Source organism: Streptomyces sp. NPDC059696, from assembly GCF_042733745.1.
GTDB lineage: Bacteria > Actinomycetota > Actinomycetes > Streptomycetales > Streptomycetaceae > Streptomyces.
In genome coordinates this window covers 98,902-123,043 of the sequence record NZ_JBHWFG010000016.1, presented here as the reverse complement: position 1 = coordinate 123,043, position 24,142 = coordinate 98,902, and the positions used below count along the sequence as shown (strand labels likewise).

Genomic DNA, 24,142 nt, shown 5'->3' with positions numbered 1-24,142 from the left:
CTATGGCCAGCTATACGCATCTGTATGTTACTCACGCGTACATCTAGTTTCATCTAGATCCATGCGCTAGGTTCAGTGCATGGAGAGACCCCAACCCACCATCCCGGTGGACGGGGCGGAGATCCGCACCCGCCGCAAGGAGCTCGGACTCAGCCGAGACGAGTGCGCCGAAGCCGCCGGCATCAGCGGCCCGTACCTCAGCCAGCTGGAAACCGGCGCGCGACGGAACCTGCGGCCCCCCACCTACAGGCGCCTACGCACCGTCCTGCAGATCCAGCGAAACGACCGCCGCCTCCTCGCCCCACCCGAGGAGCAACACGGAAAGGACACCCATGCCCGCCACGAAGGCGACCCCCGCCCGCACCCGGAAGACCCCGGCTGAGCCGGTCCTGGAGAACTTCTGGACCGTCCCCGAGGCAGCCGTCCGCCTCCGCTTCCGCGACAAGGACGACGAGACGACCACCGGCGAGAAGGTCCTCCGCGACGGCGTGAACAAGCTCGGCTGGCCCTGCCACCGCATGGGCAACCGCCTGATCTTCAGCGACTCCGACCTCGCCGTCATCGCCGGCGAGTTGGCGAACCGCAAGGACAAGCGGGCGGGCCGCCGCAGCACCACCTCGGGCTACCGGCCCCGCCGGAAGCGGGCCGCCGTGAAGCCGGCCACCGCCACCAGCTGACCCCTGACAGACCTCGGGGCCGCCCCGGATGCGACCCGGTGACGACCCCAGACCCACTGATGCAAGAACAGGAGTGGATCGATGACGAATCCTACGGCCCTTCCCGGCCCGAGCGTCCACGTGATGACGCTCGCCACGGCCCCGCTGCCGGACGCCGAGATGGCGCGGGCGCTGGCCCAGCAGAAGAACGCCCTGACGGTGGACTGCCTGATCGACAGCACGGGCCTGCCGGCGCCGGTACGGATCCCGCGCCCGGAGTCGGTGCACGTGATGGTCGCGGACATCGACGACCTCGGTGAGTGGCTGCGGGAGTTGGGCGGCGAGGTGCACGTGTCGCCGCAGTTCGAGGGCGTGGAGTTGTGGACGCTGCACGCGTCGACGGAGCCGCGTGAGGACGGCAGCAGCACTCGGGTGCTGGTGTCGGTGCCGGTCCCGTCCGGTGAGCTGGTCATGGACTGGATCCGCGCGGCGGTGAAGCGGTGAACGCCAAGCGGGTGAACGCGGCGGCTGGGGTGATCCACGCGTCGCAGGTGAAGGGGAAGCAGACGGCCACGGGGCTGGCGGCTGATCTGGAGTCGGCGTGCTTGTTGCAGTCGCCGGAGGTGGCGGCTGAGCAGGTCGAGTTGCTGGCGGAGTTGGAGCAGCGGACTGAGTTGCTGCACGTTGTGCAGGAGAAGGCCCGTCGGTTGCGCGCGGAGGTCGATGGCCGGAAGGCGCACGGCGACCGGCTGAAGGCGGAGAACGAGGCGCTGCGGGCCCGGCTCGTCGAGTTGGAGGCCGAGAAGGAGCGGTGGCGGAAGGCCACTTACCGCCTGGCTGGTGAGGCTGGTCTGGTCCCGCGGGAGTCGCCGGACGCCATCACGCGGCGGATCGCGCCGGTGGCGGCGCTCCGTGAGGACGACCCGTTCCACCTGCACCACGAGTACCGGCTGGGCCGGGACCTGCCGCAACCGGACGCCGCTCCGTGATGCATGTGCTGGTCGGCTGGTGCACGCTCCACGCCGTCATCTACCTGGGCCTGCTGATCCTCGCGTTCTGGATCGCCCAGCTGGTGTGGATGGCCGCCACGGATCGGACGCCGCTGCCTCGCCGCAAGCCGCCGGCGCCGCGTGTCCCGCACTGGGCGCGCACCGGCCACCTTCCCCCGTCTTCCCGGCCTTCGGGCCGCCACCGCCGAGGAGTCTCCCGATGACCCGCATTCGTCTCGCCTGGCGTCGTCTCATCAGCCGCCCCAACCCGACCAAGCCGATGCCGTTCTACACCCGGCGCCTCCCCGACGGCGTGCTGATCGACCTGGAGGAGTACTTCGAGCACGTCGTCACCACCCTCGCCGATGACGAGGACGCGTTCGCGATGTTCATGGAGCTCGTCGAAGACCGGCAGATGACCCGGGAGCACGACGGGTGGGAGCCGGAGCGGCTGTGCATGGAGCGTCTGGCCCTGCACGTGGGCTACGAGGTGCCGGTGCGCGGTAAGGCGCTGGCCCGGCTGGCTGAGCGGCTGCGCGCGGCGGCTCCGGTCCCGGCCATCCCGGCGCAGTCCGCAGGGAGGACGGCATGAGCGCCCGCGATGACCTGCTCGACGAGTACGGCCGGGCCGACTCGCAGCCCCTGGGCACCCTCGCGGAACTGCGGGGGAAGCTGGACGCCTACCGGACTGAGGTGCTCGGCAAGGCCATCGGCCGCCTCCGTGCCATCCCCGTCAACTGCACTGCTCTTACTGGGCCGGTCTGGTACGGCAACGGCTGGAACAGCGCGATCACCGTGCTGGAGGAGATCGCCGAGTACCAGGGGCCGGACGACGAGGCCTACCCGGGCGAGTTGCAGCGGCTCCGTGCTCACGCCCTCGCGATGCAGGTCGCGGCACGCAAGGCCGTCATGGTCGAAGTGCAGCGGCTGGCCTTGGACCACGCAGTCGAGGACGCCAACGCCCGCGACAAGGCACGGCAGTCCGCGCCGGACTTCTTCCAGCCCGGCCGCACCTACACCCACGTCGACGACGGGACGGACTGGAAGTTCCGCGTCGACACGGTGACCACCCACCCGGAGGACGGGGAGCGCACGGCCCTCGGCTGGCGCCACTTCCGAGGCGAGTGGGAGGCCATCGCCTACGGCGAGGACGACTACGAGATTCACCTCCTCGTCGGTCTCGCCGAGGCCCCGGGCGGTGAGTCCCGGTGACGCGCCCGATCTCCGACCTGGACGTGCCGCTGACCCGTCTTCAGTCCGACGTGAAGGCCCTCGTCGCCCGGCAGCGCCTCGCCGCCGGTATCGCCGCCGAAGCCCGCCACCAGATGGACCCCGCCGAGGCCGCGTTCGACCTCGCCTTCGCGCAGATCGCCTGCGACTGCCCCGACCCCTGCAACTGCGAGACCAAGGACCAGGCATGAACCACACCAGCCCGCACCCGCTCGCCGGGCGCACCGTCACCGTGACGGCCGCCCTCAACGGCCACCAGCCCGCCGAGCACGAGTTCACCGTCGAGGACTGGAACGACCGCGTCTTCGGCCAGTCGTGGATGCACATGCAGGGCCACCCGGCCTCCCTCATGTACGCGGTGCGGTCCGCGGTGGCTGCGCTGCCGACAGACAACGAGGTCGTCTACGGCAAGGTCCAGGGCCTCGGCCACCTGGTGCACGTCAACGAGATCAAGGACGGCACCGAGTGACCGTCACGACCGACGCCGGAGCCACCACGGCTCCGGCCGCCGAGCCGACTGGTCGGCCCGCCCGCCTCATCAACGCCATCCGCGCGCAGGGCGGGCGCTGGACCACGAACCGCGCCTTCAAGACCTACCGGCACCTGCCCGCGCTGGCCGGCATGCCGCTCGGCCAGATCCGCGTCGTCGCGCGTGGCGACCTCCGCGACCTCGCTGCGTGGGGCTGGCTCGTCGCCCATGACGACACCGGCCGCCGTGAATACAGCCTGAACCACCGAAAGGACGTGCGCTCATGAGCACCGAGATCGTCAAGCACCAACCGGCCCCCGCCATCGCCCACCGCGGCGGCGCCCTCTCCCTCGGGGCGATGACCCCGCACGATGCCTGGAAGTTCGCCGAGGCCCTGGCCGGCGCCCGGCTCCTCCCGCAGGAGTACCAGAACAACCCGGGCTCGGTCCTGTGGGCCATGGAGTACGGCCGTGCCCTCGGCCTGGACGTGGTCACCACGATCACCACCATCCACGTCATCAAGGGCAAGCCCACCCAGTCCGCCGACCTGATGCTGTCCCGGGCCCGCGAGGCCGGGCACCGCGTCCGGATCAAGTCCGAGCGGGAGCGGTGCGTCGTCAGCATCGTCCGGCACGACGACCCCGAGGACGAGAACGTCGTCGAGTGGACGCTGGCCGACGCCCGCACGGCTGGGCTCTTCCCCGGCAAGCAGGACTCGAACTGGGCCAAGTACCCCCGCGCCATGCTCCGGGCCCGGGCCATCGCCGAGTGCGTCCGTATCGCCTGCCCGGAGGTTCTGCACGGCGCGATCTACACGGCCGAGGAGTTGGGCGCGCGGGTCGATGACGCTGGCCTGCCGGTCGACGCGGAGGTGCAGCAGCTACGCCGCGTGGAGCCGCGCCAGACGGACCAGTGGTCGACGCCCGCACCGCAGCAGGGCACGCCGCCTGAGCAGGAGTTCGCCGACACGGCCGCCACGGAGACCGACCGGGCGAAGGTGCAGGAGATCTACCGCAAGGCGAACGCCGCTGGGCTGCTCGGCGCCACGGTGAAGGTGAGCGAGGGGACGCTGGAGCTGGGGGCGTACCTGATCGCCCGGGGCCAGCAGCTCGCCGAGCCCGCCCCGGCCGGCGACCAGCCCGGGCCCGCCGCCGAGGGCGACGACATCCCGGACGCCGTGGTCGTCGCCGAGATGCTCGACGAGTCCGCCGCCGACGCCGACGCGCAGGGCGCCGAGCGGGAACTGCGCGCCGCCGCCGCGGCCGTCGGCCTCGACACCCTCGACGCCGACTTCGAGCGGTCCTACGGCCTGCCCATCGCGCAGGCCGGCGTGCGCCAGCTGCGTGAGATGACCGCGATCCTCACCGGCTCCGCCGCCTGACCCACCCGTGCAGAGGGCCGCCCTGCCCGTCCGAAGCAGGCAGGGCGGCCCCGCTCAAGGAGAACACACATGAGCCTGAAAGAGGCAGCAGCCCGCGAGGCCTACCTCAAGACCCTCGTCGACGTCGTGAACGACGCCTACAAGGCGGCCCGCGCCGAGACGCAGACGCTCCTCGACGCGGCCGCCGAGGAGACCGGTGCCACGCAGGTGAAGGTGACCATCCCCGACGGGCCCGACATCGCCACCGTCAGCCTCTCCTCGGGGGAGACCGCGGCGAAGGTCGTCGACGAGGAGAAGTTCACCGCCTGGGTGCGGGAGAACTACGCCAGCGAGATCATCCGCCGGTTCGTCACCGAGGTGCAGCCCGCGTTCACGAAGAAGCTCCTCGCCGAGATGACCGCGGCCGGCAGTACCGAGTACGCCGACCCGGAGACCGGCGTGATCCACGACGTGCCGGGCGTGGCAATCGCCCCGGCCCGGGCCCGGACGCACGCGGTGCGCTTCAAGAAGGACGGCCGCGACCAGGTCATGCAGGCCTGGCGCGAGGGCCGTCTGGCCACGGTGGCCCTGCCGGAGCTGACTGCCGGGGGTGCCGAGTGAGTTGGTACCTCGGCCGCCTTGCTGGCTTCGATATCGAGTCGACGGGCGTCAGCCCGGAGCGGGACCGGATCGTCACTGCATGCGTCGTTCAGTGCGGCGGCACCGAGGCGGTTGCCTCCGCCACGTGGATGGCCGACCCGGGCCTCGACATCCCCGAGGCCGCCGCGGCGGTGCACGGCATCACGACGGAGCGGGCCCGCGCCGAGGGGCGTCCGGCCGGGGAGGTCGTCGAGCAGGTCGTCACCGCGCTGACCGCGGTGGTCCTGTCGGGGATCCCGGTCGTCGCGATGAACGCCGCCTACGACCTGACCATGTTGGACCGGGAGGCGCGCCGCCACGGCGTGCAGCCCCTCGCCGAGACCGTCGGCGACGACCTGCACGCCCAGCAGACCGTGTGGGCGCGTGAGCAGGCGGAGTCCCTCGCGGACTACTTCCGTCGGACGCCCGGCAAAGAGGACCGGGCCAAGTTCGTCCGCGGCGACTGGCCGCTCATCCCGCACCAGCGATCGGAGTCCCTGTGATGCGTCGACGTGATGCCAAGCACTGGAAGGCGAAGAGCGACGAGGCCACCACCCTCTTCCTCCGGGAGCGGAAGCGCCGCTTGGACGCCGAGGAGGCCCTCGCGGAGAAGACGGCCCGGGAGGCTGCTGCCGATGCGTCGGCCGCGGAGACGATCAACCGGCTGCACGGGGAGGCCACTGCGCTGCGCGGGATCGTCGCCGCACAGGTCGTGGCGCTGGAGACGGCCGGTCGGGGTGACGAGGCGCTCGCGCTGCGGCAGCAGCTCGGCTCCGCGGGCGTCGACTTGACCGTCGAGATCGAGCAGCGGCAGCCGTCCCCGGGCGCGCTCCCGGCGGCCCGCACGTACACGCCGGCGGAGTCGCGGCTCGTTGGCGAGCTGTTCCGCCGGAACAAGGCGGCGGGCGCGCTGGAGGACCAGCTGTTCGAGGTGCAGCGGGTGAACGAGGCGCAGGCCCGGATGCTCCGGGCGGCTGAGGAGAGCGCGGCGTGAAGCTCACCGTTCGCCATCTGCTCCGCGGCGTGGGCCGCCATCGGGCGGCCCGTGTCCCGGGCCAGCTCACGACGCAGCGGTTCGCGTTCTGCCCGGCCTGCGAGGTCGAGACCGCCGCCACCATCCACGGCTCCGCGCTGCTGTGCACGGAGGGCCACACCATCCTCGGGGGGAACCGATGACCGCGCCCCGCGTCCTCGCGCTCGACCTGTCCATCACGGCCACCGGGGTCTGCCTCCCCGACGGCACCACGCACACGATCGCCACCCAGCAGAAGACTGGCGACGCACGGCTGAAGGAGATCGAGCGCGCCATCACCGAAGCCACCTTCGATGTGGACTTCGCGGCCATCGAAGACCTCCCGACCCACGCCAAGTCGGCTGGTGTGACCGGCATGGTGCACGGCGTCGCACGCCTCGTCCTGCTGCGATACGGCATTCCGTACGCGGTCGTCACCCCGGCCACGCTGAAGGCTTACGCCACCGGCAAGGGCAACGCCGACAAGACCGCCATGGCCATCGCGGCCCTGAAGCGGACCGGCCGCGAGTTCGCGGACGACAACCAGTGCGACGCCTGGTGGCTCCGCGCCGCCGCCCTCGACTGGTACGGGCACGCCGAGTTCACCATGCCGCAGGCCCAGCGCGACCGCCTCAGCAAGGTCACCTGGCCCGAGCTCGCGGAGGTGGCATCGTGATCGGTGTTCCCCAGAGCGTCCGCCAGCAAGTCGAGCAGCTGCTTCGCGACGGCCACAGCAACACAGAAGTGCAACGGCGGACCGGTGTCAACCGCCACACCGTCGCCCGCTACCGCGAACAGCTCGGGCTGCCCGGATACTTCACGACCGCGGACAGCGCGGCCTGCCGCCACGGCCACCCGTTCCCCGAGAACCTGGCCCGCGACGGGCGCGGCTACATCAACTGCCGCGAGTGCAGGCGCCTGCACAGTGCCGACCAGAGCCGACGCCGCTACCAGCCGGCCGAACCCGACGAGGCGGCCATCGAGCGGGCGGTCGCTGGGGACCCGCCGGAGCGGCTCACGCCGCGCGAGAGGCGCGCGGCCATCGTGCGCCTCGACCGGCAGCAGATGTCGTCCGCGGTCATCGCGCGCCGGGTCCGCTGCTCGCGTCGGACGGTTCACCGCGTCCGGAAGGCGGTGGCCCTGTGAACGTTCGCGCTGATGTCGCCGAGCTGCTCCACGCGGGATACGGCGACCGCACCATCGCCCGCCGCCTCAACGTCACCGAGCCCAGCGTCACCGACGCCCGCGCCGCACTGAACCTGCCGGCCGGGCGGCCCGGCCCGAAGGCCACCGACACCATCGAGGACCGGTTCTGGCGGCGCGCCCAGCCCACCGATGACGGGCACCTCCTCTGGCCCGCCTACGACGCCACCTACGGCTCCGTCATCAAGCACGGCGGCAAGAGCCGCTCCGTGCACCGCGTCGCCTTCCGCATCGGTAACGGCCGCGAACCCCGCGGCCACGTCACCAGCGGCTGCGGACGCACCGGGTGTGTCCACCCCCGTCACGTCGAGGACCGGGCCATGCGTAACCAGTACAACGCGATCTTCGGAGCAACACAGTGAGCAACTACACCGGATCCACCCCGGACACGAAGCGTAAGGCGGACTGGCGTGACCAGGGCGCATGCGCAGGGCAGGCTGAGCTGTTCTTCGACGGCACCGCCGCCGCAGAGGCGGACGCCAAAGCCGTGTGCCTCCGCTGCCCCGTGCTGGAGGACTGCCGCGAGTGGGCCCTCACCAACCGTGAGGCCTACGGCACCTGGGGCGGCTTGACCGAGAAGGAACGCCGCACCACCCTCCGCATCCGCATCAAGGATGGCACGGACAAGCCCCGCAAGGGAGGCCGTCCGCGCGCCGCGTGCGGCACGGCGTCTGCATACGACCGGCACGTGAAGTACGGCGAGCCGATCGATCAGGCATGTCGGGACGCGCACGCGAAAGCCTCGGCTGAGCGGCGAGCGAAGACCACGAAGCGGGAGCCCGCCAAGTGCGGCACCCGGCCCGGCTACCGGCAGCACCTGAAGAACGGCGAGACGCCGTGCGCGCCCTGCCGCCAGGCGAACACGGACGCCGACAACCGGCTGCGCCGCACCGGCACCAGCAAGGTCGCGGTGTGACCAGCCGGGTCCCGGTGGTGTGTGGGCACTGGATCGGCGGTGAGCGGCGCTACTGCCATGCCGCCGACCAGGTCCGCCACTTCCTGCCCGGCCACCGCTGCCCGGCGCACACCCCGAACGCCCTCAAGGGCCTGCCTGAGATCCCGCCCGGGCCCGGCATGCCGGCCGCCGCCTGGTCCACGCCCAGCCCGCTCAACGACAGCCGCGTCTTCGACGCCCGGGCGGTCGCCTCCGGCAAACGCCGCTCCAACCAGCAGACGTACCGCGCCGCGCAGGCCGCGGTGAACCGAAAGGAACCCACCCCGTGAAGACCACCCGCCTCCGCGCCGCTGCTGCTGCCGTGGCCGCCGTCCTTGCACTGTCGCTCGCCGCGTGCACCGACACCGAGGACGAAGACGAGTGCGGCGACGACCTCGCCCTCTCCTCGATCACCCGGCCCCGGCCGCCCGCCCCGCGCCCGGCACCCGCCCGGCCCGCCAACCCGAAGCAGGAGGCGCCCGCCGCGAAGCCGGTCAAGCCCGGCAAGCCGAAGCCCGTCCACGTCGACCTCGACTGCGACTGACCGCCCACCCACAGCGCCCCGCCCGGGCGGAATCCGGGCGGGACACCAACCCCAAGGAGAACACGATGGGCCTCTACCACTCCGTCGCCCTCGCCTACGGCTTCGAGATCCCCGCTGACACCGACGTCGACGCCATCGACCGCGCGCTCGGCACAGAGCGCAACGACGACCCCGACGCCGTCGGCTACACCGTCGTCGGCGACCGGGACAAGGCGATCCTCTGCACCCGCTTCACCCAGGTCGGAGAGAACCAGGTCCTGCGCCTCACGGCCGACCTCGCTACGCCCGCCGAACTCGACGCGTGGGACGCCGCACTGCACGACATGGCCGTCCGTCTCGGCCTGGTCGGCCTCTCGGCGCCCGGCTGGCTGCTGATCCACAACTACCGATGACCTGCCCGCGCTGCCACGCGCCCGTGCCGCCCGGTGCCGGTTTCTGCCGGGCGTGCGGCGCCCCCATCGGCCACTGACCACGACGCCCCGCAAGGAGAACACGATGACCAACCCCTACCTCGCCGCACTCAACACCGCGACGAAGTACCCCAGCATCCCCACCTACCACCCCCTCAACCCGAAGAACGGCGGACTCCTCGACGAGACCACCACCTTCACCGGCGACGTCATCCTGACCGAGAAGGTCGACGGCACCAACGGCCGCATCGTCCTCTTCCCCGACGGCGACTTCTTCATCGGCTCCCGCGAGGAACTGCTGCACGCTCGCGGCGACCGCGTCCACAACCCGGCCCTCGGCATCGTGGAAGCGCTGGAGCCCCTGGCCGCCCGGCTCCAGCCGCGCGACGAACACCGGCAGATCCTCGTGTTCTTCCTGGAGGTCTACGGCCACAAGATCGGCGGCGCGGCCAAGCAGTACACCGGCAACGGCAACGTCGACTACCGGCTGTTCGACATCGCGTGCATCCTCCCCGACGTCCTCGACTGGGACCGGGCCCAAATCTCCACGTGGCGCGACAACGGCGGGCAGCGCTTCTGCAACGAGGCCACGCTCCAGCGGGCCGCGACCGCGGAGGGCATCGAGGTGACACCGCGGCTGGCCACCCTCGACGCGGACGCGCTGCCCGCCGGCATCCAGGAGACGCACGACTGGCTCACGGCGTACCTGCCCGCCACCCGCGTTGCCCTCGACGACACCGCGGGCGGCCAGGCGGAGGGAATCGTGCTGCGCACCGTCGACCGGTCGGTGATCGCGAAGGCCCGCTTCCAGGACTACGCGCGGACTCTCAAGCGCCGCGCGAACGGCCGCTGACTCACCTCGGGCTCGCCCCACCCACCGGGGCGGGCCCGCCACCCCTGGAGGACTCATGCCCGCGATACAACCCACCCTCGACGGCACCCAACCCGCGGTGGCCGCCGACTACCACACGTGGGTCGCCATGGTGCGGCCCGCGTTCGTCGCCGCGGCGCGCACCGGCCGCCGCTTCACCACCTACGAGGTGGCTCTCGAACACGACCTGCCGGAGCCGCCGAACCCTCGCGCGGACTGGGGCAACTTCACGCAGTCCCTCGTCAGAGACCGGCTCATCGAAGACGCCGGCACCGACCGCAGCGCCCGCCCCACGAGCGAGCGATCCCGAGTCGCCGTCTGGCGCGGCACCCGCGCCGCCCAAGCCGGGAGGGCCACATGACCAGCCGCTACTTCCACGGCGGATACCCCGGCCTCAAGCCTGGCCAGCTCATCCTCCCGCCCGACCAAACCCGCACCGAACACCGCCTGTCCGCTATCGCCAGCGAGATAGGGGCCCCAGCACACGCCACCCGCACCGACGTCGTGTACGTCACCGTCGCCCGCGACGTGGCCCGCGCCTACGCCGCCCTCTACCCCGACGGCGCCCTGTACCTCGTCGAGCCCGAAGGCGCCCTTGAACCCGACCCGGACTGCTCGACACCGGACCTGTCCTGGCAGTGCGAGGCCGCCCGGATCACTGCGGTGGTTGACCCGGCTGTCCTGGCGCGGAGCCGGCCGTTCGAACGGTGGCTACGGCTCCTCAACCGCGCCACCTGACCGCACACGACGAAGGCCCCGCACACGGCGGGGCCCGGAGAGGGAGGAGGGGACGGTGTCAGGACTCGGCGATGTTCCGCGCGGCGTTCACGTCGCGCTGCCGCTTCTGCTGCTCCTTGCGCCAGGCGGCGACGCGCGAGTGGACGTGACGACGGATGTCATCGGCGCGGGAGGTGCCTTCCTCCGCGCAGAGTTGCCCGTAAGCCGTCCACACCTCGTCCTCGATGCGGACCATGCGGCCGGGGGTGCCCTTCGTCGTCATGTCGACAGGGTAGCTGACCGTTCACCGGCAACACACCCCCACCGACCTGCCTGTACGTCGAACGTATTGCGGGTGACTATACACCCTGGGGTAGAATCAGAGTCAGGCAAGGCACCCGTGAGACCGCCCTGAACAGGGGCTTTCTTCGACATGCCCTGACCAGCACAAACACGAAATGAGAACCCGTGAGCTTCAAGGTCACCAACTGGGTGTGGGCCCGGTCCGAGTCCCGCAACGGGGCCCGGCTCGTCATGCTCGCGCTGGCTGACCGGGCCGACGACAACGGCTACTGCTGGCCGTCCATCGATGACCTTGCCGAGCGCACGAAGCTCAGCCCCCGCGCGGTCCAGAAGGCCATCGCCACGCTCGCCGAACTCGGCGAGCTGGACGTCGAGAACGGCGGCGGCCGGCACCGCTCGAATCGGTACCGCATCGTCCCGAAACCCCGCACATCTGACGGGGTTACTGGCGAGGAACCCCGTCAGAACGACGGGGTATCGGCCGAAGAAACCCCGAACTCTGCGCCCGAAACCCCGAACTTTGAAGCAGAAACCCCGAACTTTGAGACCGGAAACCCCGTCCAAAGTTCACCCGAACCCTTCAGAGAACCAACAGAGAACCGTCAGAAGAACCCCCCTGCGCGCCGCACCGAGCGCACCCCCGCTGACGAACTCTTCGACGAGTGGTGGGAGCGATACGGCCAACGCACCGCCCAGGCGAAGAGCACCATCCGCCGGGCCATCGCCGACGCCCTCACCAACGGCATCGATCCCACCGAGCTCCGGGCCGCACTCGTCCGCATCGGCGACCTCTCCAAGCCCGTCACCGGCGGCACCCTCCAGTTCGCCCTCGCCGAACTCCGCAAGGCCACCGGAGGTGACGTCATCCCCTTCACCTCCCGCCAGCAAGCCCAGCAGGCCGACGTCGACGGCTGGTTCGAGCGCGCCATGGCCCGCGCCGCCGCCCGCGACGCCGCCACAGAAGCCCAAGGAGGCACCGCATGAACAGCAAGGAAGCCGCGGTTCTCTGCCGTTACGTCCGAGCCGCCTGCCCCCAGCAGAAGTTCGACGAGTACACCGCCGACGCCTGGTACGACATCCTCGCCCCCTACAACTTCGACGACGCCCGCCAGGCCGCAGCCCGCATCGCCCACCGGCAGCCCTTCGTCGCCCCCTCCGAAATCGCCGCCGAGATCAGCAAGATCCGCAGCGAACGCACCCACGACTTCGTGTACGAACCCCCCACCGGCGACCGCGACCCGAACTACCTGGAGCGGTACAGGCAGCAGCTCGCCGCCACCGGTGACGGTGCCCGGCCCCCGGTCATCGCCAAGGAACTCCCCAAGCGGCCCGTCGCTGAACTCCTCGGCGCCGTCGGCCGCCAGGTCCCGGCCGCCGACGTGTCGACCGTCCGCCGCCCGGGCCCGCTCGGCGTCGAATGCCCCGCCTGCCGCGCCGCGATCGGCCGCCCCTGCCGCATGGCCGGCGGCCGCGAACGCGCCCCCCACGAAGCCCGCGAACACGCCGTCCACGGCCGCGAGCACGACCCCGCCGCCGAAGAGCAGCGCCGCAAGAACGCCTCCCGCCACCTCACCGAGGAGACCAACGCGTGAAGAGCCCGGTCCCGTACTTCGGCAGCAAGCAGCGCATCGCCGACTGGATCGTCTCGCTGCTGCCCGACCACGAGCACTACGTCGAGCCGTTCGCCGGCGGCCTGTCCGTCCTCCTCGCCAAGCAGCCCTCGCGGATGGAGACCGTCAACGACCTCGACGGCGAGCTGATGACGTTCTGGCGCGTGCTCCGCGACCGGCCCGCCGAACTGCTGCGGGCGTGCATGCTCACCCCGCACGGCCGCGCCGAGCTCGCCGCCACCTGGGACCCCGCCACCGACGAGCTGGAGCTGGCCCGCCGCATCTGGTCCCGCCTCGCCCAGGGCCGCTCCGGCACCCTCCGCAACACCGGGTGGCGGCACTACATCGACCCCGCCGGCTCGTCCACGTCGATGCCCGGCTACCTCGAGGCCTACGCCGACCGGCTCGCCGCCGCTGCCGAACGCCTGCACGGCGTGTCCCTCGAGGCCCTGCCCGCGCTGGAGCTGATCGCCCGCTACGGGTCCCGGCCGAACGTCCTGCTGTACGTCGACCCGCCGTACCTCGGCAGCACCCGCGGGTGGGGCAACAACTACCGCTGCGAGATGAAGGGCGAGGCCGATCACCGGGCGCTCGCGGCCGCACTCGCCGAATGCCGGGCATCGGTCGTCCTGTCCGGCTACGACAGCGACCTCTACCTCGAACTGTACGACGGCTGGCACCGCTACGCGCAGGCGTCCATGACCGGCAACGCCAAGACCGACAAGGCGCGCACCGAGGTGCTGTGGTCCAACTGCCGTCTCGGTAACCAGCTCGACCTCTTCGCCGCGGAGACAGCCCGGTGACCGCCCGCCGGCCGGGTGCCCCCATGCCCGACGAACTCCGCAACCGCACCGGCGCCCACCCCGCCCGCTCGATTCCCTGCCCCCACTGCCGGGCCCCCGAACGAGCCCCCTGCACCACCAGAACCGGCCGACGACTCCAGCAGCCGCACCCCGCACGACTCGACGCACATGACGCACAGGAGACGAATCCGTGACCAGCCGCCCGCTCCTCCTCATCGACGTCGACGGCCCCCTCAACCCGTACGCGGCCCCGCCGCACCGCCGCCCCGAGGGCTACCAGACCCACCGCATGCGCCCCACCGGCTGGGAGCAGCCGTGGCAGAAGCCGCTGCGTGTCTGGCTGAACCCGACGCACGGTGCCGCGCTTCAGGCCCTGCCGTTCGACCTCGTCTGGTGCACCACCTGGGCCCACGAGGCCAACGAGTGGATCGGCCCGCACATCGGCCTGCCCGAGCTGCCCGTCATCGAGTGGCCCGAGGGAGCGCAGGGCCCGCGCTCCGGCTGCGTCGGCGGGACGTTCTGGAAGACCCGGCACGTCGTCGAGTGGGCGCAGGGCCGGCCGTTCGCCTGGATCGACGACGACTTCGACGACATCGACCGCGAGTACGTCGCCCGTGAGCACGACGGGCCCGCGCTCCTCCATTGGGTCAGCCCGCGGCTCGGCCTTCTCGACGCCGACCTCGAAGCCCTCGCCAAGTGGGCTGCCACCGCCGTCTGAACCGTCCGCCAACACGACTCCGGAGCCAACCCATGACCAGCAAGCCGCTCACCCAGCAGCAGCTCAACGAGTACGAGGCGCGCGCCGCCGCCTACGCCAAGGGCCACACACACCTGACCGTGCTCTGCGGCCCGGCCTGCGACATGGCCACCGCAGTACCCACACTCATCGCTGAGATCCGCCGCCAGCGCGACGAGCTCGCCGAGCTGAAGGCCGCCAACGACCCGCGCCTCCGCTGCCTGATCGTCAAGCCCCACCGCGACAAAGACCAGTACGTCGGCTGGTCCAACGTCTGCGACATGCCCGCCGGCGTCTGGTCCCGGGAGACCGCGATCGAGTACGGCTTCCCGCCCTCCCGCCTGGACCGTGCCGACGAGACCGGCTCCTCGTCCCGGATCGGTGACGGGGCGTGGGACGACAAGGGGTTCGTCGCCGAGCAGCGCGGCTGGCTGAAGCGGGAGCGGCTCGGGGACTACGCAGTCGAATACCTGACCGGCGACCGGGAGGCCGCCTACGCCCTGCTGGAGCCCTTCGAGGACGAGGCGCCCGAGGAGGCCTCCCGGTGACCGCGATCCCCGACGCTGCGATAGCCGTCATCGCCGCCGCCCTCGACGACTACCGCCTCACCACCCCCCAGCACCGGCAAACCCCCCGCGGCGCAGCCGAACGCGCAGCCGAATACCTGCTGTCGGGCGGCTGGGGCCTGTACGTCCCCCGCAGCACACAGCCCCGCGAGCGCGCCGCCTGCCCCGCCTGCACCGCCCGGCCCCTCGTCACCCAGCAGGGCCGCATCCGCCGACACGGACCCCACGGACACCCCTGCCCCGGCAGCGGAACCCCCGCCCGACAACCGGCCGCAACGGCGTAGCGGCACCAACATGCCCCACCGCCCGCACCACCCCGACCGGCACCACGACACCCAGGAGAACCGATGACCGACCACGACCACGAGCCCGCCCAGTTCTACTGGGACGCCGAGACCGAGCACTGCCCGCACAAGCCCATCCCCGAGCGGAACACCGACGCCTGGGACGAGTGGATGACGCTGGGCCACCAGCCCTACGACGACGGCATTCTCTGCCTGGCCGCGCCCGTCGGGTTCCTCGGCTGCCAGGCCTGTTCCTCCGAGCTGGGCTACATGGTGCCGTGGGCCCGCTGTGAGAACCGCGACCACGCCCGACCCCTGGCGACGGCCGCTGTGCCGCAGCACCGTGCGGTCACCGTCCAGGCCGCCGGGCTGGAGTGCCTGGAGCGCGAGTGCGAGGAGTTCTTCACCGACGACGGTGACGAGATCCCCGGCGGAGATCTGCGAGGCCTGCTCCGAGGCGCCCGTGGGGGATGCCGACCCGTATCCGCCGGTCGTCGCCTGGGCGGACTGCAAGCACAAGCCCGCCGCCGTGCCCACCCCGTGAACGCCAGCAGCCCGGGACGCGCGCCTATCGCGTCCCGGGCCTGGCCCGAACCCTACCCACCTCACCTGGAGGACCCCATGACCGACCAGCCCACCACCTACCGCATCGAGTTCGGCCCCGCGTGGCCTGTCCCGCCGATCACCGTGGACTTCGCCGACCGCGCTGCCGCGGCCCGCCAGGTCGCCGCCCACGCCATCCCGCACCTGAAGCCGAAGCTCACCGAGCTCGGCCAGCCGGAGCTCGCCGACTGCTTCTTCCAGACCGACCGGGCCCTGACCGTGGGCCAGTTCATGTGGCTGAGCCTCGCCGGCGAGAAGGCCGCCCGCTTCTGCCCCGCCCGCCTCACCCTCGCCACCGAGGAGACCCGATGACCGACCAGCCGAAACGTGCGATGACGATGCGGGAGATCCGCGAAGGCCTCGGCCACGTCAAGCCCGGCCAGCCCGAACCGATCGTTCAGGCGACCGGGTACGTCGTCTCCTGCCTGCCCGAAGGCCACGACGAGCGGTTCCTGTTCACCGTCCAGGTCGAGTACCGGGGCGACGGGAAGTGGGCCGTGGTCAACCGGACGCGGCTCCTCGGCTACGACGGCACGTGGTCCTTCGGCTTCCACTGGCGCGACGGAGCCGAGCCCACCACCGACGACGAGTGCGACGAGTACGAGAAGGCCCAGGGCGAATGGATCGCCGCGCACCGTTTCGACCACGACACCGCTCTCTCACTGGCGAAGGAAGCCGCCAAACGCCTGGAGTACCGCGGCTATGGCGTCGCCCAGGCCCTTGCTGAGGGGGCGAGCCGTGGCTGACTACACGTCCGAGACGGTCACCCGCACGATCCGCCGCTGGATCGTCCCCGCCGCCGAGCCGTGGGGTGCTGCCGCTTCTGCTCACCCGCCTGCCGCCTCCGCGCCCACCGCGCCAAGAACGCCGCATGACCACGCAGACGGCCCGGCCGGAGGCAAGCCGGCCGGGCCTCCGCTCAGCGTCCCACACCACCCACCCCCGCCCGCACAACCACCACCAGGAGCAGCAGACCATGACCACACCCGCCGACGAACTGGCCGCCGCCGCCGAGAGGGTCCGAACCCTCGTCTCATCAATCAGCCCGCCCAACCTCGCGCACCTGCCCTTCCACGCCGATGACACCTTCGTGACCCAGGGGGAGGACGGCCTGTACGACGTTGCCCAAACGGAGACACCCGAACTCGCCGCATACCTCGCCGCCATGGGCCCGACCGTCGGTCTCGCTCTCGCCGAATGGCTGGGCTGCCTGGCGATGCTCGACCCGTCCGAGCGTGGCGGCGACGCCGAGTTCATCGCCGCCCGCCAGCGCTACGAGCGCGCCCGCACCACCGCCTGACCCGCCCGCTTGTGGGGGCTGCTCCCGGCGGCCCCCACCCCACACCGGAGAACCCGATGACCGACCAGACCGAGACGTTCGCTGACGGCAGCGTCAACGACATCCGAGAGTTGTACGCCCTCCAGCACGCCATCACCGACGCGGGCGGCACCCTCGCCAGGCCCGTGCACCGGGCCATCGACGACCTGCGCGCAGTCTGGGACAGGGAACTGCGCCGCGAGCAGCAGCGCCGACAGCCCCCGCCCGCCGCCGCGCCTGCCGTCGACCGGGCCGCGCCTGCCGCATGGATCGACGGCCACCCGCAACTGGAGGCCATCGCCGCCGCCGTGTGGGAGAAGTGCGGGCGCAGCGACAGCGGAATGTGCGTCGAGGACGACCCGCGGAACATCGCCGTGGCTGCACTGGGCGCGCTGCTGGCCGTGCTGCCGTCGCCCGTGTCCCGGGCCGACTCCGCAGAGGCCCCGGCTGCCGAGTGCAGCGCCCAGAACCGCAACTACGAGGCCGGGCCGCGCTTGTGCATCCGAGCGGCGCAGCACCGTGGGGATCACGTCGACGAGCGCGGGTTCCACTGGTCCGACACCGTCGCCGTCTACCCGCTCGGTGACGGCACATTCCGCACTGGGGTGAACCGGGGCGAGCTGCGCCGCATGGCCGACGGGGCGCAGCCCGGCACCGAGGCGCCATGGACGACGGACGGAGCGCGCATCGGCCGCGTCCTCATCTGGTCCCACGCCGACATCGGCAACGGTGACTTCGGGCGGGGGTATCGGGCGGCGCAGGAGGAGGCGCGCGCGATCCTCACCCGGCCGCTCCTCGCTCCCGGCGACGGGGCGCGGCAGGACGGGGCCGGGTCGTGATCGCCGACCTCGTCGACACCGCGTTCACCGTCGTCCTGGCCGCCACCGCATGGGTGGCGGCCGGGGCCGGCCTCGCCGCTCTGGCCGTCGTAGGCGCAGCACGGTGGCTGTGTGGCCGTCTCGCAGCCTCACGCGCCCGCCGGGCCCCTCGCGTCCACCCCGCCCGTCAACGGGCGCCACACGCGCCCCTGTGGACGCGCAGCCAACCACTCACCTACGAGGAGACCGCATGAACCCCGCCGACGAACTCCGCGCCGCGGCCTTCGCTCTCCGCAACCCACTCCACCGAGGCGGCCCTGCCGTCTGCATCGAGGAGGAGGTCCGCTCGCCGCTCGCGAAGTGGCTCGACCAGACCGCCGATCTCGTCGAAGCCCTCCCCGCCATCACCGCCGCGAACCACGCCCTCGCCGTGGCCCGCGCCCTCAACGGCAGCACCACGTGATGGGCGGCCTCGGCCTCGGCATCATCTGTGCCCCGTTCATCTCCGCCGCCCTGCTCCTACTCGGCTGGGCATGGCGCGCCCTCCACACCCGACTCACCCGCAGGAGCAGACCGTGATCCCGTACGTCCTCACCGCGGTCCTCGCCGCCTCCGCCGGATGGTGCGCCGGCCACCGCACCGCCCGCGTCCGCATCGTGTTCATCGGCGGCACCGAGCAGCAAGACGCCGCCGCCGTCGACGCCGCGCACCAGGCGTTCATCGCCCACACCCGCCGCCGCTTCGACGAGATGGTCGCCGGCCTCGACCTCGACACCCCCGACCAGGAGCAGCAGTGACCGACCGCATCCCGCTGGACCACCTCACCAGCGACCAGTACGACGAACTGTGCGCCGACCTCGACCGGTACGAGGAACTCCAAGGCGACATGAACGAGCGCGCCATCGACCTCACACGGCGCGCCGAACTCGCCGAGGCCGCCGTCGCCCGGGTGCGCGCCCTGCACTACCAGGACGGCGACTACTGCGCGATCTGCACCACGGACTTCGGCCGCCTGTCCGCGCCCTGGCCCTGCCCCACCATCCGCGCCCTCGACGAGCCCGCGCCGGCCACGGCAGCGACCCGAGCGACCGAGGCTCGGAAGTGATCCGCGACCCCGACGCCCTCCGCGTCGTCTGGCTGTTCGGCCGCCCCTACTGGTGGGACCGACTCCCCGACGGCCGCCTCACCCTCACCCCCGCCAACTGGATCAAGGAGCAGTGGTGAAGCTGTACTTCGTCCGCGTCGACCCCGTCCAGGAGATCGCCGCCGAGCCCGGCACTCTCGACCTGCTCCGCGACATCCTCCGGCCCAAGGACCACGAGCCCCGCGCTGACCCCGAGCTGCTCGCAGCCGCCCGCCTCACCGGCTGGCCCCTCGTCTCCGACCACACCATCGAGCCCGGCGTCGTCCACTGCCGCCCCACCCCCGGAGCGCCCCCGCCGCTGAGCGTCGAGGAGATCACCGAGTACATGCGGGCGCTCATGCCCGCCACGAGCAAGGAGCAGTAGCCCATGGCCGTCCACCCCGTCCGCAGCCGCAGCCACGGCAGCAGCGACGTACCCACCGAATACGTCATCGCCTACATCACCCTCGCCCTCATCGCCTGGATCATCGCCGCCGTCGCCGTCGCCCGGTACGAGGCAGCCGACGAGCACCGCGGCGACGGACCCCCGCCCCCGCCGAACAAGGAGCAGCTCATCAGCGGCGTGATGATGGGCGCCTGCGCCGCCGTCGTGTGGCCCCTCAGCCTCGCCGCGGTCGGCGTGTGGCAACTCGTCCGACGCCTCACCCAGCCCCAGCCGACCGCGGCTGAGGAGACCCCCGGTGCCTGACCTGCACGGCTGGATCACCCAGCAGATCGACGCGGCTGGTTGCTGGCTCGCCGGACACCGCTGCCCCCTCGCAGCCGAACTGCTGTGGCGCGCCTGCCGCATGTGGTGAGCAGCCCGCCCCAGCTTGACCGGCGTGGCATCCTGGACCCCGGCAACGCTCGTCTGCCCGTGGGAAACCCGGGCACCGGAGACGAGGCCGGCACAGCCGAGCGGGCCACACGGCATGACGCGAACGCCGGAGCCGCAAGTCGGCCAAGGTCTCTCGGGGCACGCGCACCGAGCGCCCCGCCCCACCCCGAGGCGGGGCGTTCGCGCGTTCAGACAGCAAGGCGGCCCGCCGCCCCGTACCCCCGGGACAGCGGGCCGATGCGCCTCCGAGGGCGCCCCCTTCGCGGGGACCACGACCATACGCCCGGACACGCCTGACCGAAAGATGTCGGCACCATTGACCTGAAACCGTCGCACGCGCAGCCTGGACACCCACGCACCAGGGAGGCACCCGTGCTCGACCCCAAGTACCGCATGGTCACCCACGAGGACGAAGACCGCCGCGTCACCGCCATCATCGAACGCACCCCGGACAACGAACAGAAGACCGACGCCGAGATCGTGGCTCGCTTCGACGAGTGGCAGCGCAAGCAGCGCCCGGCCGCCGACGACGGGCAGTGACGCATGGACCTCTCGTTCAACACGTTCCTGCACCAGACCAAGCCCGGCCCGCAAGAACCATGCCCTACGTGTCGCTGCTGGGGCCTCCGCCGCTACGCCGAACCCACCGACCCGGACAACGAGAAGGTCATCTGCACGAACCGCGAATGCCCCGACTCGCCCTTCTACCCCATCGACGAGCAGCCGTAAGGCTCAGTGCTCCCACACGTCCGGCCCGCCGCCCCGCCACTCGATCCACTCCGCCCGCGCCACATCCAACTCGTCGACACGCACCCTGCGGCCGCCCTGCTCGTCGGGCGGGTACACGATCACCGTGGGCATGAGGCCAGCCTCACCCAGCACCAGCCACACGGCATCCCGGGAGCGGCTTGACGGGCGTGCGACGCTGATCCTGCCGCCCGGGTCGTCCTGCTCTGCCGACCGGGCGGTGCTACTCAGCACAGCGCCCCCGGACCGAGTCACGACGGCCGGGGGCGCAGCTACGCGGTGAGGCTACGGCCGCCACTCCTCGCAGTAGCCGGGCCGGTCCACGTAGGGCAGGGCGAGGATCTGAAGCACGCCGTGCAGTACGTCGCGCTTATGAATGGCGGACGCCCGGTCCATCTCGGTCATGAACACGTCTTGGCCGCGGGCCTTCAACCGCTCACGGAGGGCTTCGAGTTCCTCCACCCTCTCGACGGTCTTGGTGTACCCCGTGAGCACCTGCCGCTTGGCGTCGATCTCGCGCAACACCCGCGCCGGATCATGGGTGGCGATGTGCACGGCGTCGTTCCACACGTTCCGCGTCTCGTCCCACGACTCCTGACTCATGGACGGCAGCCACGCCCGAAGTTCGGTGTCGTTGCGCTCCCCGGACAGAACGGTCGCGGTGTGCCCGTACTGCCCGAGGTGGGTGTCGTGCTGACGCCACGGGCCGGGCGTGGCCGCGCGTGCGATCCGCTCGTCCTCGTCGAGTTGCTCGCCCAGCCACCGCACCAACTCATCCATCCTGCGCCTCCTCCTGCCCCTTCTTCGACCGCGTTCCCCACGGTCCGGAGTGCCCACGCACGATGTCCTGCACCGTTCCGAGTGAGACGTCCAACGCAGCAGCGATCTTCCGGAACGATACGTTCTCCTCGCGCATCTTGAGCACGATCTCCCGCCGCTCCTCCCGGAGCTCAGGCTCCTTCTCCGTCTGCGCCTTCAGAAGCTCGCTGATGGCCCGCGCCCTCCGCACTGGGTCCTCGATAGCGCGCACTGCGTTCATGGCGTCGACCACCCTCTGAACCTCCTCGATCACACCCGGCCTCATCTCGTTCGGGCGGGTTGCTTCCCCTCAGCGTATGGCATGCCATACAGTGGCGGAAGCAGCCCAACGCTGCTGATGCACAAAGCCCCCGGCCCGGCGCTGCGAACGCCATATGGGCCGGGGGCGCCCACCTACAACACCACGAAGAGGCAGGCATGCCCGAGCGTACCGATCAACCCCAAGGCCAGCCCACCCCCCACACGGCACGCGGCTGCAACCTGTGCTCCAGCCTCCGCCACCCCGCGCAAGCCGCCCAAGGCCGGGCCCTCACCGCCCATCTCGCCGAGCACCCCTTCCCGCAGCAGGGGACCGGCCGATGAGCAGCGAGCAGCAGGACCTCACGCCGCAGCCGAACCGGATCCTCGCCGAGCCCGCCACGCCGGAGAACTGCGCCGCCGACTACGCCCAAGGCGCCGACATCCGCGACCGCATGGACCAGCAGGACCGGCACCACCGCTGACACCCCAGACCACCGGGCGCGGCCGTCCCCCGTCCCGCGCCCGGCACCAGCCACCCCAACGTGAGAGGAGCCCGAGATGGGCTGGAAGCAGGACCGCGCCGAGATCAAGCGGCTGATGGCTGCGCGTCCCGACCCGAACGGCAGGAACGACTGCGACTCGCAGGAATCCCGCGCCGTCAACGCCGAGCTCGACCGCAAGCTCCGCGAGCAGCCTGTGTGGCGCCGCGCCCGCGTGCTCTACGAAGACTGACCGGCTGCCCGCGTCGCCCGGACCCGCGCCGGGCGGCAAGGAGAACCGGCCAGCCCGCCCCGACCGCCACCCAGGAGCAGCCATGCGACGCCGCCCCGACCACCTGATCCGCAACCTGTTCATCGCCAGCCTGATCATCCTCGCCGGCATGCACCCCGAGGCCACCGCCCACCTGGCGCAGCTCGGTACCGCGCTGCTCCTCGGCATCGTCACCGGCATCGCCCAAGCCGCCCAGCAGCAGCCCGAAGCCGCGCTCCTCACCGCCGGCGCCCTCTACATCGCCTATCAGATCCGCACCCACCGCCCCGCCCGAGCCCGCGCGCACGCCTGACCGGAAGGAATTCGATCCCATGTTCGCCGCATTCAAGGCCCGCCAGCGCCACAACAAGCTCATGCGCGCCGCCCACCACCTCCTCCGCGAGGCCTTCATCAGCGCCAACCGCGAACCCGCCCACGTCACCGCCGCGCACCTGGCCGCCTACACCTTCGGCCAGTACCGCATCGAACTCGACCACGAGGAGGCGCAGCGGTTCCTCGACGCCGCGCGCATCGCCCGCGGCGAACCCACCCCCGACCAGCCCTACGCCTGACCCGGAGACCCCCGATGCCCAGCCTGTTCCGCCGCCACCCGACCCGCACCATCACCGAAACCGTCAACGGCATCCCCGTCGACTACGACATCCCCGACACCACCCCGCCCGCGCCCCGGCTGCCGTTCAACCTCGACAGCCTCCTCCGCAAGGCCCTGTTCACCGCCGCCATCCTCATGACCATCGGCGCCATCGTCTGGGGCACCGTCGCCATCGGCAGCATGCTCGGCATCCTCGCCCCGAGCTGGGCCGCCTACCTCGTCGCCGGAGTGTTCGACGCCGGATGGGCCGCCTGCCTCGTCGCCGAATGGCTCCTCCGCTACGACACCAAGCGCGCCGCACTCCCGCGCAACGCCGGACTCGCCATGCTCGCCGTGTCCGTCGCCGCGATCATCCTTCACGGCCACCGCGACGACGCGCTCCTCGTCGGCATCGTCGGCGCCCTCGTCTCCGTCGCCGCGAAAGGCGTGTGGGCGATCGGCATGCATACCATCCGCATCAAGCTCGACCCCAAGTACGAGGCCTACCTCCGCGCCCTGCAGCAGCAGGCCGGCACCGAGATGGCCCTCGCCCTGGGGGAGCGGGACCGGCTCCTGTCCGAGGAACGCACCGTCGGTGTCCGGCTCGCGCTGGAGGCCCGCCGCCCCACCGCCCCGCCCGTCGTCGAACCGGTGAACCGGCCCGCCGACCGGCCCGAACCGCGCCCGGTCCAGACCGTGGACCAGCCCGTTGAGCAGCTCGAACCCACCCCCGCCCCGGCCGTGGCCCAAGCTCCGGGCCGCGCCGTGGACCGGCCGGTCCAGCCCGAGGACCAGGTCGCCACGCTCCTCGCCAAGCTGCGCCGCGGCGACACCATCACCAAGCAGGACGCCGCCGACATCCTCGGCGTACCCCCGTCCACCGCATACCGGCGACTGACCGCCGCGAAGGACCAGCTCCGCCAGTACAACTGACCGCCCCGCCGCCGGCCCCCGCCAC

The 24,142-nt window shown here is 71.6% G+C and carries 53 protein-coding genes; 49 read left to right on the top strand and 4 right to left on the bottom strand.

Annotated features, from left to right (window positions below):
• The first annotated feature begins 79 nt into the window (after positions 1 to 79).
• The 26 genes from ACFV20_RS19580 to ACFV20_RS19455 all read left to right on the top strand — a co-directional run bounded on the left by ACFV20_RS19580 (position 80) and on the right by ACFV20_RS19455 (position 11,055).
• Positions 80 to 382 carry a helix-turn-helix domain-containing protein gene (locus ACFV20_RS19580; protein ID WP_385658201.1) on the top strand — a complete coding sequence of 101 codons (303 nt, stop codon included), beginning with the start codon at positions 80 to 82 and terminating at the stop codon, positions 380 to 382.
• Positions 333 to 677: a hypothetical protein gene (locus ACFV20_RS19575; protein ID WP_385658199.1), complete on the top strand. Its 345-nt coding sequence runs from the start codon at positions 333 to 335 to the stop codon at positions 675 to 677. Before ACFV20_RS19580 ends, ACFV20_RS19575 begins: the two co-directional genes overlap by 50 nt.
• An 81-nt stretch (positions 678 to 758) precedes the next feature.
• The gene (locus tag ACFV20_RS19570; protein ID WP_385658197.1) at positions 759 to 1,160 is read left to right on the top strand and encodes a hypothetical protein; all 402 of its coding nucleotides are present in this window, start codon (positions 759 to 761) and stop codon (positions 1,158 to 1,160) included.
• The gene (locus ACFV20_RS19565) at positions 1,157 to 1,645 is read left to right on the top strand and encodes a hypothetical protein (RefSeq protein ID WP_385658196.1); all 489 of its coding nucleotides are present in this window, start codon (positions 1,157 to 1,159) and stop codon (positions 1,643 to 1,645) included. The genes ACFV20_RS19570 and ACFV20_RS19565 overlap by 4 nt, the downstream gene beginning before the upstream one ends.
• The gene (locus tag ACFV20_RS19560; RefSeq protein ID WP_385658195.1) at positions 1,642 to 1,869 is read left to right on the top strand and encodes a hypothetical protein; all 228 of its coding nucleotides are present in this window, start codon (positions 1,642 to 1,644) and stop codon (positions 1,867 to 1,869) included. The genes ACFV20_RS19565 and ACFV20_RS19560 overlap by 4 nt, the downstream gene beginning before the upstream one ends.
• Entirely contained in the window at positions 1,866 to 2,237 is a 372-nt protein-coding gene (locus ACFV20_RS19555; protein ID WP_385658193.1) for a hypothetical protein, read from the top strand. Before ACFV20_RS19560 ends, ACFV20_RS19555 begins: the two co-directional genes overlap by 4 nt.
• Positions 2,234 to 2,857: a hypothetical protein gene (locus ACFV20_RS19550; protein ID WP_385658192.1), complete on the top strand. Its 624-nt coding sequence runs from the start codon at positions 2,234 to 2,236 to the stop codon at positions 2,855 to 2,857. The genes ACFV20_RS19555 and ACFV20_RS19550 overlap by 4 nt, the downstream gene beginning before the upstream one ends.
• Positions 2,854 to 3,066: a hypothetical protein gene (locus ACFV20_RS19545; RefSeq protein ID WP_385658190.1), complete on the top strand. Its 213-nt coding sequence runs from the start codon at positions 2,854 to 2,856 to the stop codon at positions 3,064 to 3,066. The genes ACFV20_RS19550 and ACFV20_RS19545 overlap by 4 nt, the downstream gene beginning before the upstream one ends.
• Positions 3,063 to 3,344, top strand: a complete 282-nt coding sequence (locus tag ACFV20_RS19540) for a hypothetical protein (RefSeq protein ID WP_385658188.1) — start codon at positions 3,063 to 3,065, stop codon at positions 3,342 to 3,344. Before ACFV20_RS19545 ends, ACFV20_RS19540 begins: the two co-directional genes overlap by 4 nt.
• On the top strand, positions 3,341 to 3,631 hold the full coding sequence (locus tag ACFV20_RS19535) for a hypothetical protein (protein WP_385658187.1): 291 nt from the start codon (positions 3,341 to 3,343) through the stop codon (positions 3,629 to 3,631). The genes ACFV20_RS19540 and ACFV20_RS19535 overlap by 4 nt, the downstream gene beginning before the upstream one ends.
• Positions 3,628 to 4,725, top strand: a complete 1,098-nt coding sequence (locus tag ACFV20_RS19530; RefSeq protein ID WP_385658185.1) for a recombinase RecT — start codon at positions 3,628 to 3,630, stop codon at positions 4,723 to 4,725. Before ACFV20_RS19535 ends, ACFV20_RS19530 begins: the two co-directional genes overlap by 4 nt.
• A 69-nt stretch (positions 4,726 to 4,794) precedes the next feature.
• Entirely contained in the window at positions 4,795 to 5,325 is a 531-nt protein-coding gene (locus ACFV20_RS19525) for a hypothetical protein (RefSeq protein ID WP_385658183.1), read from the top strand.
• Positions 5,322 to 5,846: an exonuclease domain-containing protein gene (locus ACFV20_RS19520; protein WP_385658181.1), complete on the top strand. Its 525-nt coding sequence runs from the start codon at positions 5,322 to 5,324 to the stop codon at positions 5,844 to 5,846. Before ACFV20_RS19525 ends, ACFV20_RS19520 begins: the two co-directional genes overlap by 4 nt.
• On the top strand, positions 5,846 to 6,337 hold the full coding sequence (locus tag ACFV20_RS19515; RefSeq protein WP_385658179.1) for a hypothetical protein: 492 nt from the start codon (positions 5,846 to 5,848) through the stop codon (positions 6,335 to 6,337). Before ACFV20_RS19520 ends, ACFV20_RS19515 begins: the two co-directional genes overlap by 1 nt.
• Entirely contained in the window at positions 6,334 to 6,519 is a 186-nt protein-coding gene (locus ACFV20_RS19510) for a hypothetical protein (protein WP_385658177.1), read from the top strand. Before ACFV20_RS19515 ends, ACFV20_RS19510 begins: the two co-directional genes overlap by 4 nt.
• Positions 6,516 to 7,031, top strand: coding sequence for a crossover junction endodeoxyribonuclease RuvC (locus ACFV20_RS19505; protein ID WP_385658176.1), 516 nt, complete (start codon positions 6,516 to 6,518; stop codon positions 7,029 to 7,031). Before ACFV20_RS19510 ends, ACFV20_RS19505 begins: the two co-directional genes overlap by 4 nt.
• Positions 7,028 to 7,501 carry a helix-turn-helix domain-containing protein gene (locus ACFV20_RS19500; protein ID WP_385658174.1) on the top strand — a complete coding sequence of 158 codons (474 nt, stop codon included), beginning with the start codon at positions 7,028 to 7,030 and terminating at the stop codon, positions 7,499 to 7,501. Before ACFV20_RS19505 ends, ACFV20_RS19500 begins: the two co-directional genes overlap by 4 nt.
• Entirely contained in the window at positions 7,498 to 7,920 is a 423-nt protein-coding gene (locus tag ACFV20_RS19495) for a hypothetical protein (RefSeq protein ID WP_385658172.1), read from the top strand. Before ACFV20_RS19500 ends, ACFV20_RS19495 begins: the two co-directional genes overlap by 4 nt.
• Positions 7,917 to 8,474 carry a WhiB family transcriptional regulator gene (locus ACFV20_RS19490; RefSeq protein WP_385658170.1) on the top strand — a complete coding sequence of 186 codons (558 nt, stop codon included), beginning with the start codon at positions 7,917 to 7,919 and terminating at the stop codon, positions 8,472 to 8,474. Before ACFV20_RS19495 ends, ACFV20_RS19490 begins: the two co-directional genes overlap by 4 nt.
• Positions 8,471 to 8,782 carry a hypothetical protein gene (locus ACFV20_RS19485; protein ID WP_385658168.1) on the top strand — a complete coding sequence of 104 codons (312 nt, stop codon included), beginning with the start codon at positions 8,471 to 8,473 and terminating at the stop codon, positions 8,780 to 8,782. Before ACFV20_RS19490 ends, ACFV20_RS19485 begins: the two co-directional genes overlap by 4 nt.
• Complete coding sequence (locus ACFV20_RS19480) at positions 8,779 to 9,036, top strand: hypothetical protein (RefSeq protein WP_385658166.1); 258 nt, start codon at positions 8,779 to 8,781, stop codon at positions 9,034 to 9,036. The genes ACFV20_RS19485 and ACFV20_RS19480 overlap by 4 nt, the downstream gene beginning before the upstream one ends.
• A gap of 65 nt (positions 9,037 to 9,101) precedes the next feature.
• On the top strand, positions 9,102 to 9,428 hold the full coding sequence (locus ACFV20_RS19475; protein WP_385658164.1) for a hypothetical protein: 327 nt from the start codon (positions 9,102 to 9,104) through the stop codon (positions 9,426 to 9,428).
• Entirely contained in the window at positions 9,425 to 9,505 is an 81-nt protein-coding gene (locus ACFV20_RS19470) for a zinc-ribbon domain-containing protein (RefSeq protein WP_385658298.1), read from the top strand. Before ACFV20_RS19475 ends, ACFV20_RS19470 begins: the two co-directional genes overlap by 4 nt.
• Before the next feature lie 26 nt (positions 9,506 to 9,531).
• Entirely contained in the window at positions 9,532 to 10,299 is a 768-nt protein-coding gene (locus tag ACFV20_RS19465) for an RNA ligase family protein (protein ID WP_385658162.1), read from the top strand.
• Between the two features lie 55 nt (positions 10,300 to 10,354).
• Positions 10,355 to 10,678 (top strand): hypothetical protein, encoded by a 324-nt coding sequence (locus ACFV20_RS19460; RefSeq protein ID WP_385658161.1) that lies wholly within the window; start codon positions 10,355 to 10,357, stop codon positions 10,676 to 10,678.
• Positions 10,675 to 11,055: a hypothetical protein gene (locus tag ACFV20_RS19455; protein WP_385658159.1), complete on the top strand. Its 381-nt coding sequence runs from the start codon at positions 10,675 to 10,677 to the stop codon at positions 11,053 to 11,055. Before ACFV20_RS19460 ends, ACFV20_RS19455 begins: the two co-directional genes overlap by 4 nt.
• A gap of 58 nt (positions 11,056 to 11,113) precedes the next feature.
• Here the strand turns inward: ACFV20_RS19455 and ACFV20_RS19450 are convergent, their stop codons facing one another.
• Positions 11,114 to 11,317, bottom strand: a complete 204-nt coding sequence (locus ACFV20_RS19450; protein ID WP_385658158.1) for a hypothetical protein — start codon at positions 11,315 to 11,317, stop codon at positions 11,114 to 11,116.
• Between the two features lie 251 nt (positions 11,318 to 11,568).
• Between ACFV20_RS19450 and ACFV20_RS19445 the strand changes: the two genes are divergently transcribed.
• The 18 genes from ACFV20_RS19445 to ACFV20_RS19360 all read left to right on the top strand — a co-directional run bounded on the left by ACFV20_RS19445 (position 11,569) and on the right by ACFV20_RS19360 (position 20,765).
• Positions 11,569 to 12,321, top strand: a complete 753-nt coding sequence (locus tag ACFV20_RS19445; RefSeq protein ID WP_385658156.1) for a helix-turn-helix domain-containing protein — start codon at positions 11,569 to 11,571, stop codon at positions 12,319 to 12,321.
• Positions 12,318 to 12,929: a hypothetical protein gene (locus tag ACFV20_RS19440; protein ID WP_385658155.1), complete on the top strand. Its 612-nt coding sequence runs from the start codon at positions 12,318 to 12,320 to the stop codon at positions 12,927 to 12,929. Before ACFV20_RS19445 ends, ACFV20_RS19440 begins: the two co-directional genes overlap by 4 nt.
• The gene (locus ACFV20_RS19435) at positions 12,926 to 13,750 is read left to right on the top strand and encodes a DNA adenine methylase (RefSeq protein WP_385658153.1); all 825 of its coding nucleotides are present in this window, start codon (positions 12,926 to 12,928) and stop codon (positions 13,748 to 13,750) included. Before ACFV20_RS19440 ends, ACFV20_RS19435 begins: the two co-directional genes overlap by 4 nt.
• 190 nt (positions 13,751 to 13,940) lie before the next feature.
• Positions 13,941 to 14,468, top strand: coding sequence for a hypothetical protein (locus ACFV20_RS19430; RefSeq protein WP_385658152.1), 528 nt, complete (start codon positions 13,941 to 13,943; stop codon positions 14,466 to 14,468).
• A gap of 32 nt (positions 14,469 to 14,500) precedes the next feature.
• Positions 14,501 to 15,034, top strand: coding sequence for a hypothetical protein (locus ACFV20_RS19425; protein WP_385658150.1), 534 nt, complete (start codon positions 14,501 to 14,503; stop codon positions 15,032 to 15,034).
• Positions 15,031 to 15,336: a hypothetical protein gene (locus tag ACFV20_RS19420; RefSeq protein WP_385658148.1), complete on the top strand. Its 306-nt coding sequence runs from the start codon at positions 15,031 to 15,033 to the stop codon at positions 15,334 to 15,336. The genes ACFV20_RS19425 and ACFV20_RS19420 overlap by 4 nt, the downstream gene beginning before the upstream one ends.
• 63 nt (positions 15,337 to 15,399) lie before the next feature.
• Positions 15,400 to 16,251 carry a hypothetical protein gene (locus ACFV20_RS19415; RefSeq protein ID WP_385658146.1) on the top strand — a complete coding sequence of 284 codons (852 nt, stop codon included), beginning with the start codon at positions 15,400 to 15,402 and terminating at the stop codon, positions 16,249 to 16,251.
• Positions 16,248 to 16,685, top strand: a complete 438-nt coding sequence (locus ACFV20_RS19410; RefSeq protein ID WP_385658145.1) for a hypothetical protein — start codon at positions 16,248 to 16,250, stop codon at positions 16,683 to 16,685. The genes ACFV20_RS19415 and ACFV20_RS19410 overlap by 4 nt, the downstream gene beginning before the upstream one ends.
• A 125-nt stretch (positions 16,686 to 16,810) precedes the next feature.
• A complete protein-coding gene (locus ACFV20_RS19405) occupies positions 16,811 to 17,239 on the top strand; it encodes a hypothetical protein (protein WP_385658143.1) in 429 nt (142 codons plus the stop codon).
• 56 nt (positions 17,240 to 17,295) lie between these two features.
• Positions 17,296 to 18,096, top strand: coding sequence for a hypothetical protein (locus ACFV20_RS19400; RefSeq protein ID WP_385658141.1), 801 nt, complete (start codon positions 17,296 to 17,298; stop codon positions 18,094 to 18,096).
• A 229-nt stretch (positions 18,097 to 18,325) separates the two neighbouring features.
• Positions 18,326 to 18,538 (top strand): hypothetical protein, encoded by a 213-nt coding sequence (locus ACFV20_RS19395; RefSeq protein WP_385658139.1) that lies wholly within the window; start codon positions 18,326 to 18,328, stop codon positions 18,536 to 18,538.
• A gap of 112 nt (positions 18,539 to 18,650) precedes the next feature.
• On the top strand, positions 18,651 to 18,872 hold the full coding sequence (locus tag ACFV20_RS19390) for a hypothetical protein (RefSeq protein WP_385658138.1): 222 nt from the start codon (positions 18,651 to 18,653) through the stop codon (positions 18,870 to 18,872).
• On the top strand, positions 18,869 to 19,180 hold the full coding sequence (locus ACFV20_RS19385; protein ID WP_385658136.1) for a hypothetical protein: 312 nt from the start codon (positions 18,869 to 18,871) through the stop codon (positions 19,178 to 19,180). Before ACFV20_RS19390 ends, ACFV20_RS19385 begins: the two co-directional genes overlap by 4 nt.
• Positions 19,177 to 19,299 (top strand): hypothetical protein, encoded by a 123-nt coding sequence (locus ACFV20_RS19380; protein ID WP_385658135.1) that lies wholly within the window; start codon positions 19,177 to 19,179, stop codon positions 19,297 to 19,299. Before ACFV20_RS19385 ends, ACFV20_RS19380 begins: the two co-directional genes overlap by 4 nt.
• Positions 19,296 to 19,583 carry a hypothetical protein gene (locus ACFV20_RS19375; protein WP_385658133.1) on the top strand — a complete coding sequence of 96 codons (288 nt, stop codon included), beginning with the start codon at positions 19,296 to 19,298 and terminating at the stop codon, positions 19,581 to 19,583. The genes ACFV20_RS19380 and ACFV20_RS19375 overlap by 4 nt, the downstream gene beginning before the upstream one ends.
• Positions 19,584 to 19,586: 3 nt before the next feature.
• Positions 19,587 to 19,907 carry a hypothetical protein gene (locus ACFV20_RS19370; protein WP_385658131.1) on the top strand — a complete coding sequence of 107 codons (321 nt, stop codon included), beginning with the start codon at positions 19,587 to 19,589 and terminating at the stop codon, positions 19,905 to 19,907.
• Positions 19,908 to 20,408: 501 nt separating this feature from the next.
• The gene (locus ACFV20_RS19365) at positions 20,409 to 20,576 is read left to right on the top strand and encodes a hypothetical protein (protein ID WP_385658130.1); all 168 of its coding nucleotides are present in this window, start codon (positions 20,409 to 20,411) and stop codon (positions 20,574 to 20,576) included.
• 3 nt (positions 20,577 to 20,579) lie between these two features.
• On the top strand, positions 20,580 to 20,765 hold the full coding sequence (locus ACFV20_RS19360) for a hypothetical protein (RefSeq protein ID WP_385658129.1): 186 nt from the start codon (positions 20,580 to 20,582) through the stop codon (positions 20,763 to 20,765).
• A 3-nt stretch (positions 20,766 to 20,768) separates the two neighbouring features.
• Here ACFV20_RS19360 and ACFV20_RS19355 read toward each other — a convergent pair whose 3' ends face one another.
• The 3 genes from ACFV20_RS19355 to ACFV20_RS19345 all read right to left on the bottom strand — a co-directional run bounded on the left by ACFV20_RS19355 (position 20,769) and on the right by ACFV20_RS19345 (position 21,855).
• Positions 20,769 to 20,897 (bottom strand): hypothetical protein, encoded by a 129-nt coding sequence (locus ACFV20_RS19355; RefSeq protein ID WP_385658127.1) that lies wholly within the window; start codon positions 20,895 to 20,897, stop codon positions 20,769 to 20,771.
• A gap of 171 nt (positions 20,898 to 21,068) precedes the next feature.
• Positions 21,069 to 21,563: a DUF6221 family protein gene (locus ACFV20_RS19350; protein ID WP_385658125.1), complete on the bottom strand. Its 495-nt coding sequence runs from the start codon at positions 21,561 to 21,563 to the stop codon at positions 21,069 to 21,071.
• A complete protein-coding gene (locus ACFV20_RS19345) occupies positions 21,556 to 21,855 on the bottom strand; it encodes a helix-turn-helix domain-containing protein (protein WP_385658124.1) in 300 nt (99 codons plus the stop codon). Before ACFV20_RS19345 ends, ACFV20_RS19350 begins: the two co-directional genes overlap by 8 nt.
• Positions 21,856 to 22,180: 325 nt before the next feature.
• Between ACFV20_RS19345 and ACFV20_RS19340 the strand changes: the two genes are divergently transcribed.
• The 5 genes from ACFV20_RS19340 to ACFV20_RS19320 all read left to right on the top strand — a co-directional run bounded on the left by ACFV20_RS19340 (position 22,181) and on the right by ACFV20_RS19320 (position 24,117).
• Positions 22,181 to 22,324 (top strand): hypothetical protein, encoded by a 144-nt coding sequence (locus ACFV20_RS19340; RefSeq protein WP_385658122.1) that lies wholly within the window; start codon positions 22,181 to 22,183, stop codon positions 22,322 to 22,324.
• Between the two features lie 76 nt (positions 22,325 to 22,400).
• Positions 22,401 to 22,574: a hypothetical protein gene (locus ACFV20_RS19335; RefSeq protein WP_385658121.1), complete on the top strand. Its 174-nt coding sequence runs from the start codon at positions 22,401 to 22,403 to the stop codon at positions 22,572 to 22,574.
• A gap of 82 nt (positions 22,575 to 22,656) precedes the next feature.
• A complete protein-coding gene (locus ACFV20_RS19330; RefSeq protein WP_385658119.1) occupies positions 22,657 to 22,905 on the top strand; it encodes a hypothetical protein in 249 nt (82 codons plus the stop codon).
• Between the two features lie 19 nt (positions 22,906 to 22,924).
• Positions 22,925 to 23,164, top strand: coding sequence for a hypothetical protein (locus tag ACFV20_RS19325; protein WP_385658117.1), 240 nt, complete (start codon positions 22,925 to 22,927; stop codon positions 23,162 to 23,164).
• A gap of 14 nt (positions 23,165 to 23,178) precedes the next feature.
• Positions 23,179 to 24,117 carry a hypothetical protein gene (locus ACFV20_RS19320; protein ID WP_385658116.1) on the top strand — a complete coding sequence of 313 codons (939 nt, stop codon included), beginning with the start codon at positions 23,179 to 23,181 and terminating at the stop codon, positions 24,115 to 24,117.
• Positions 24,118 to 24,142 lie beyond the last annotated feature (25 nt).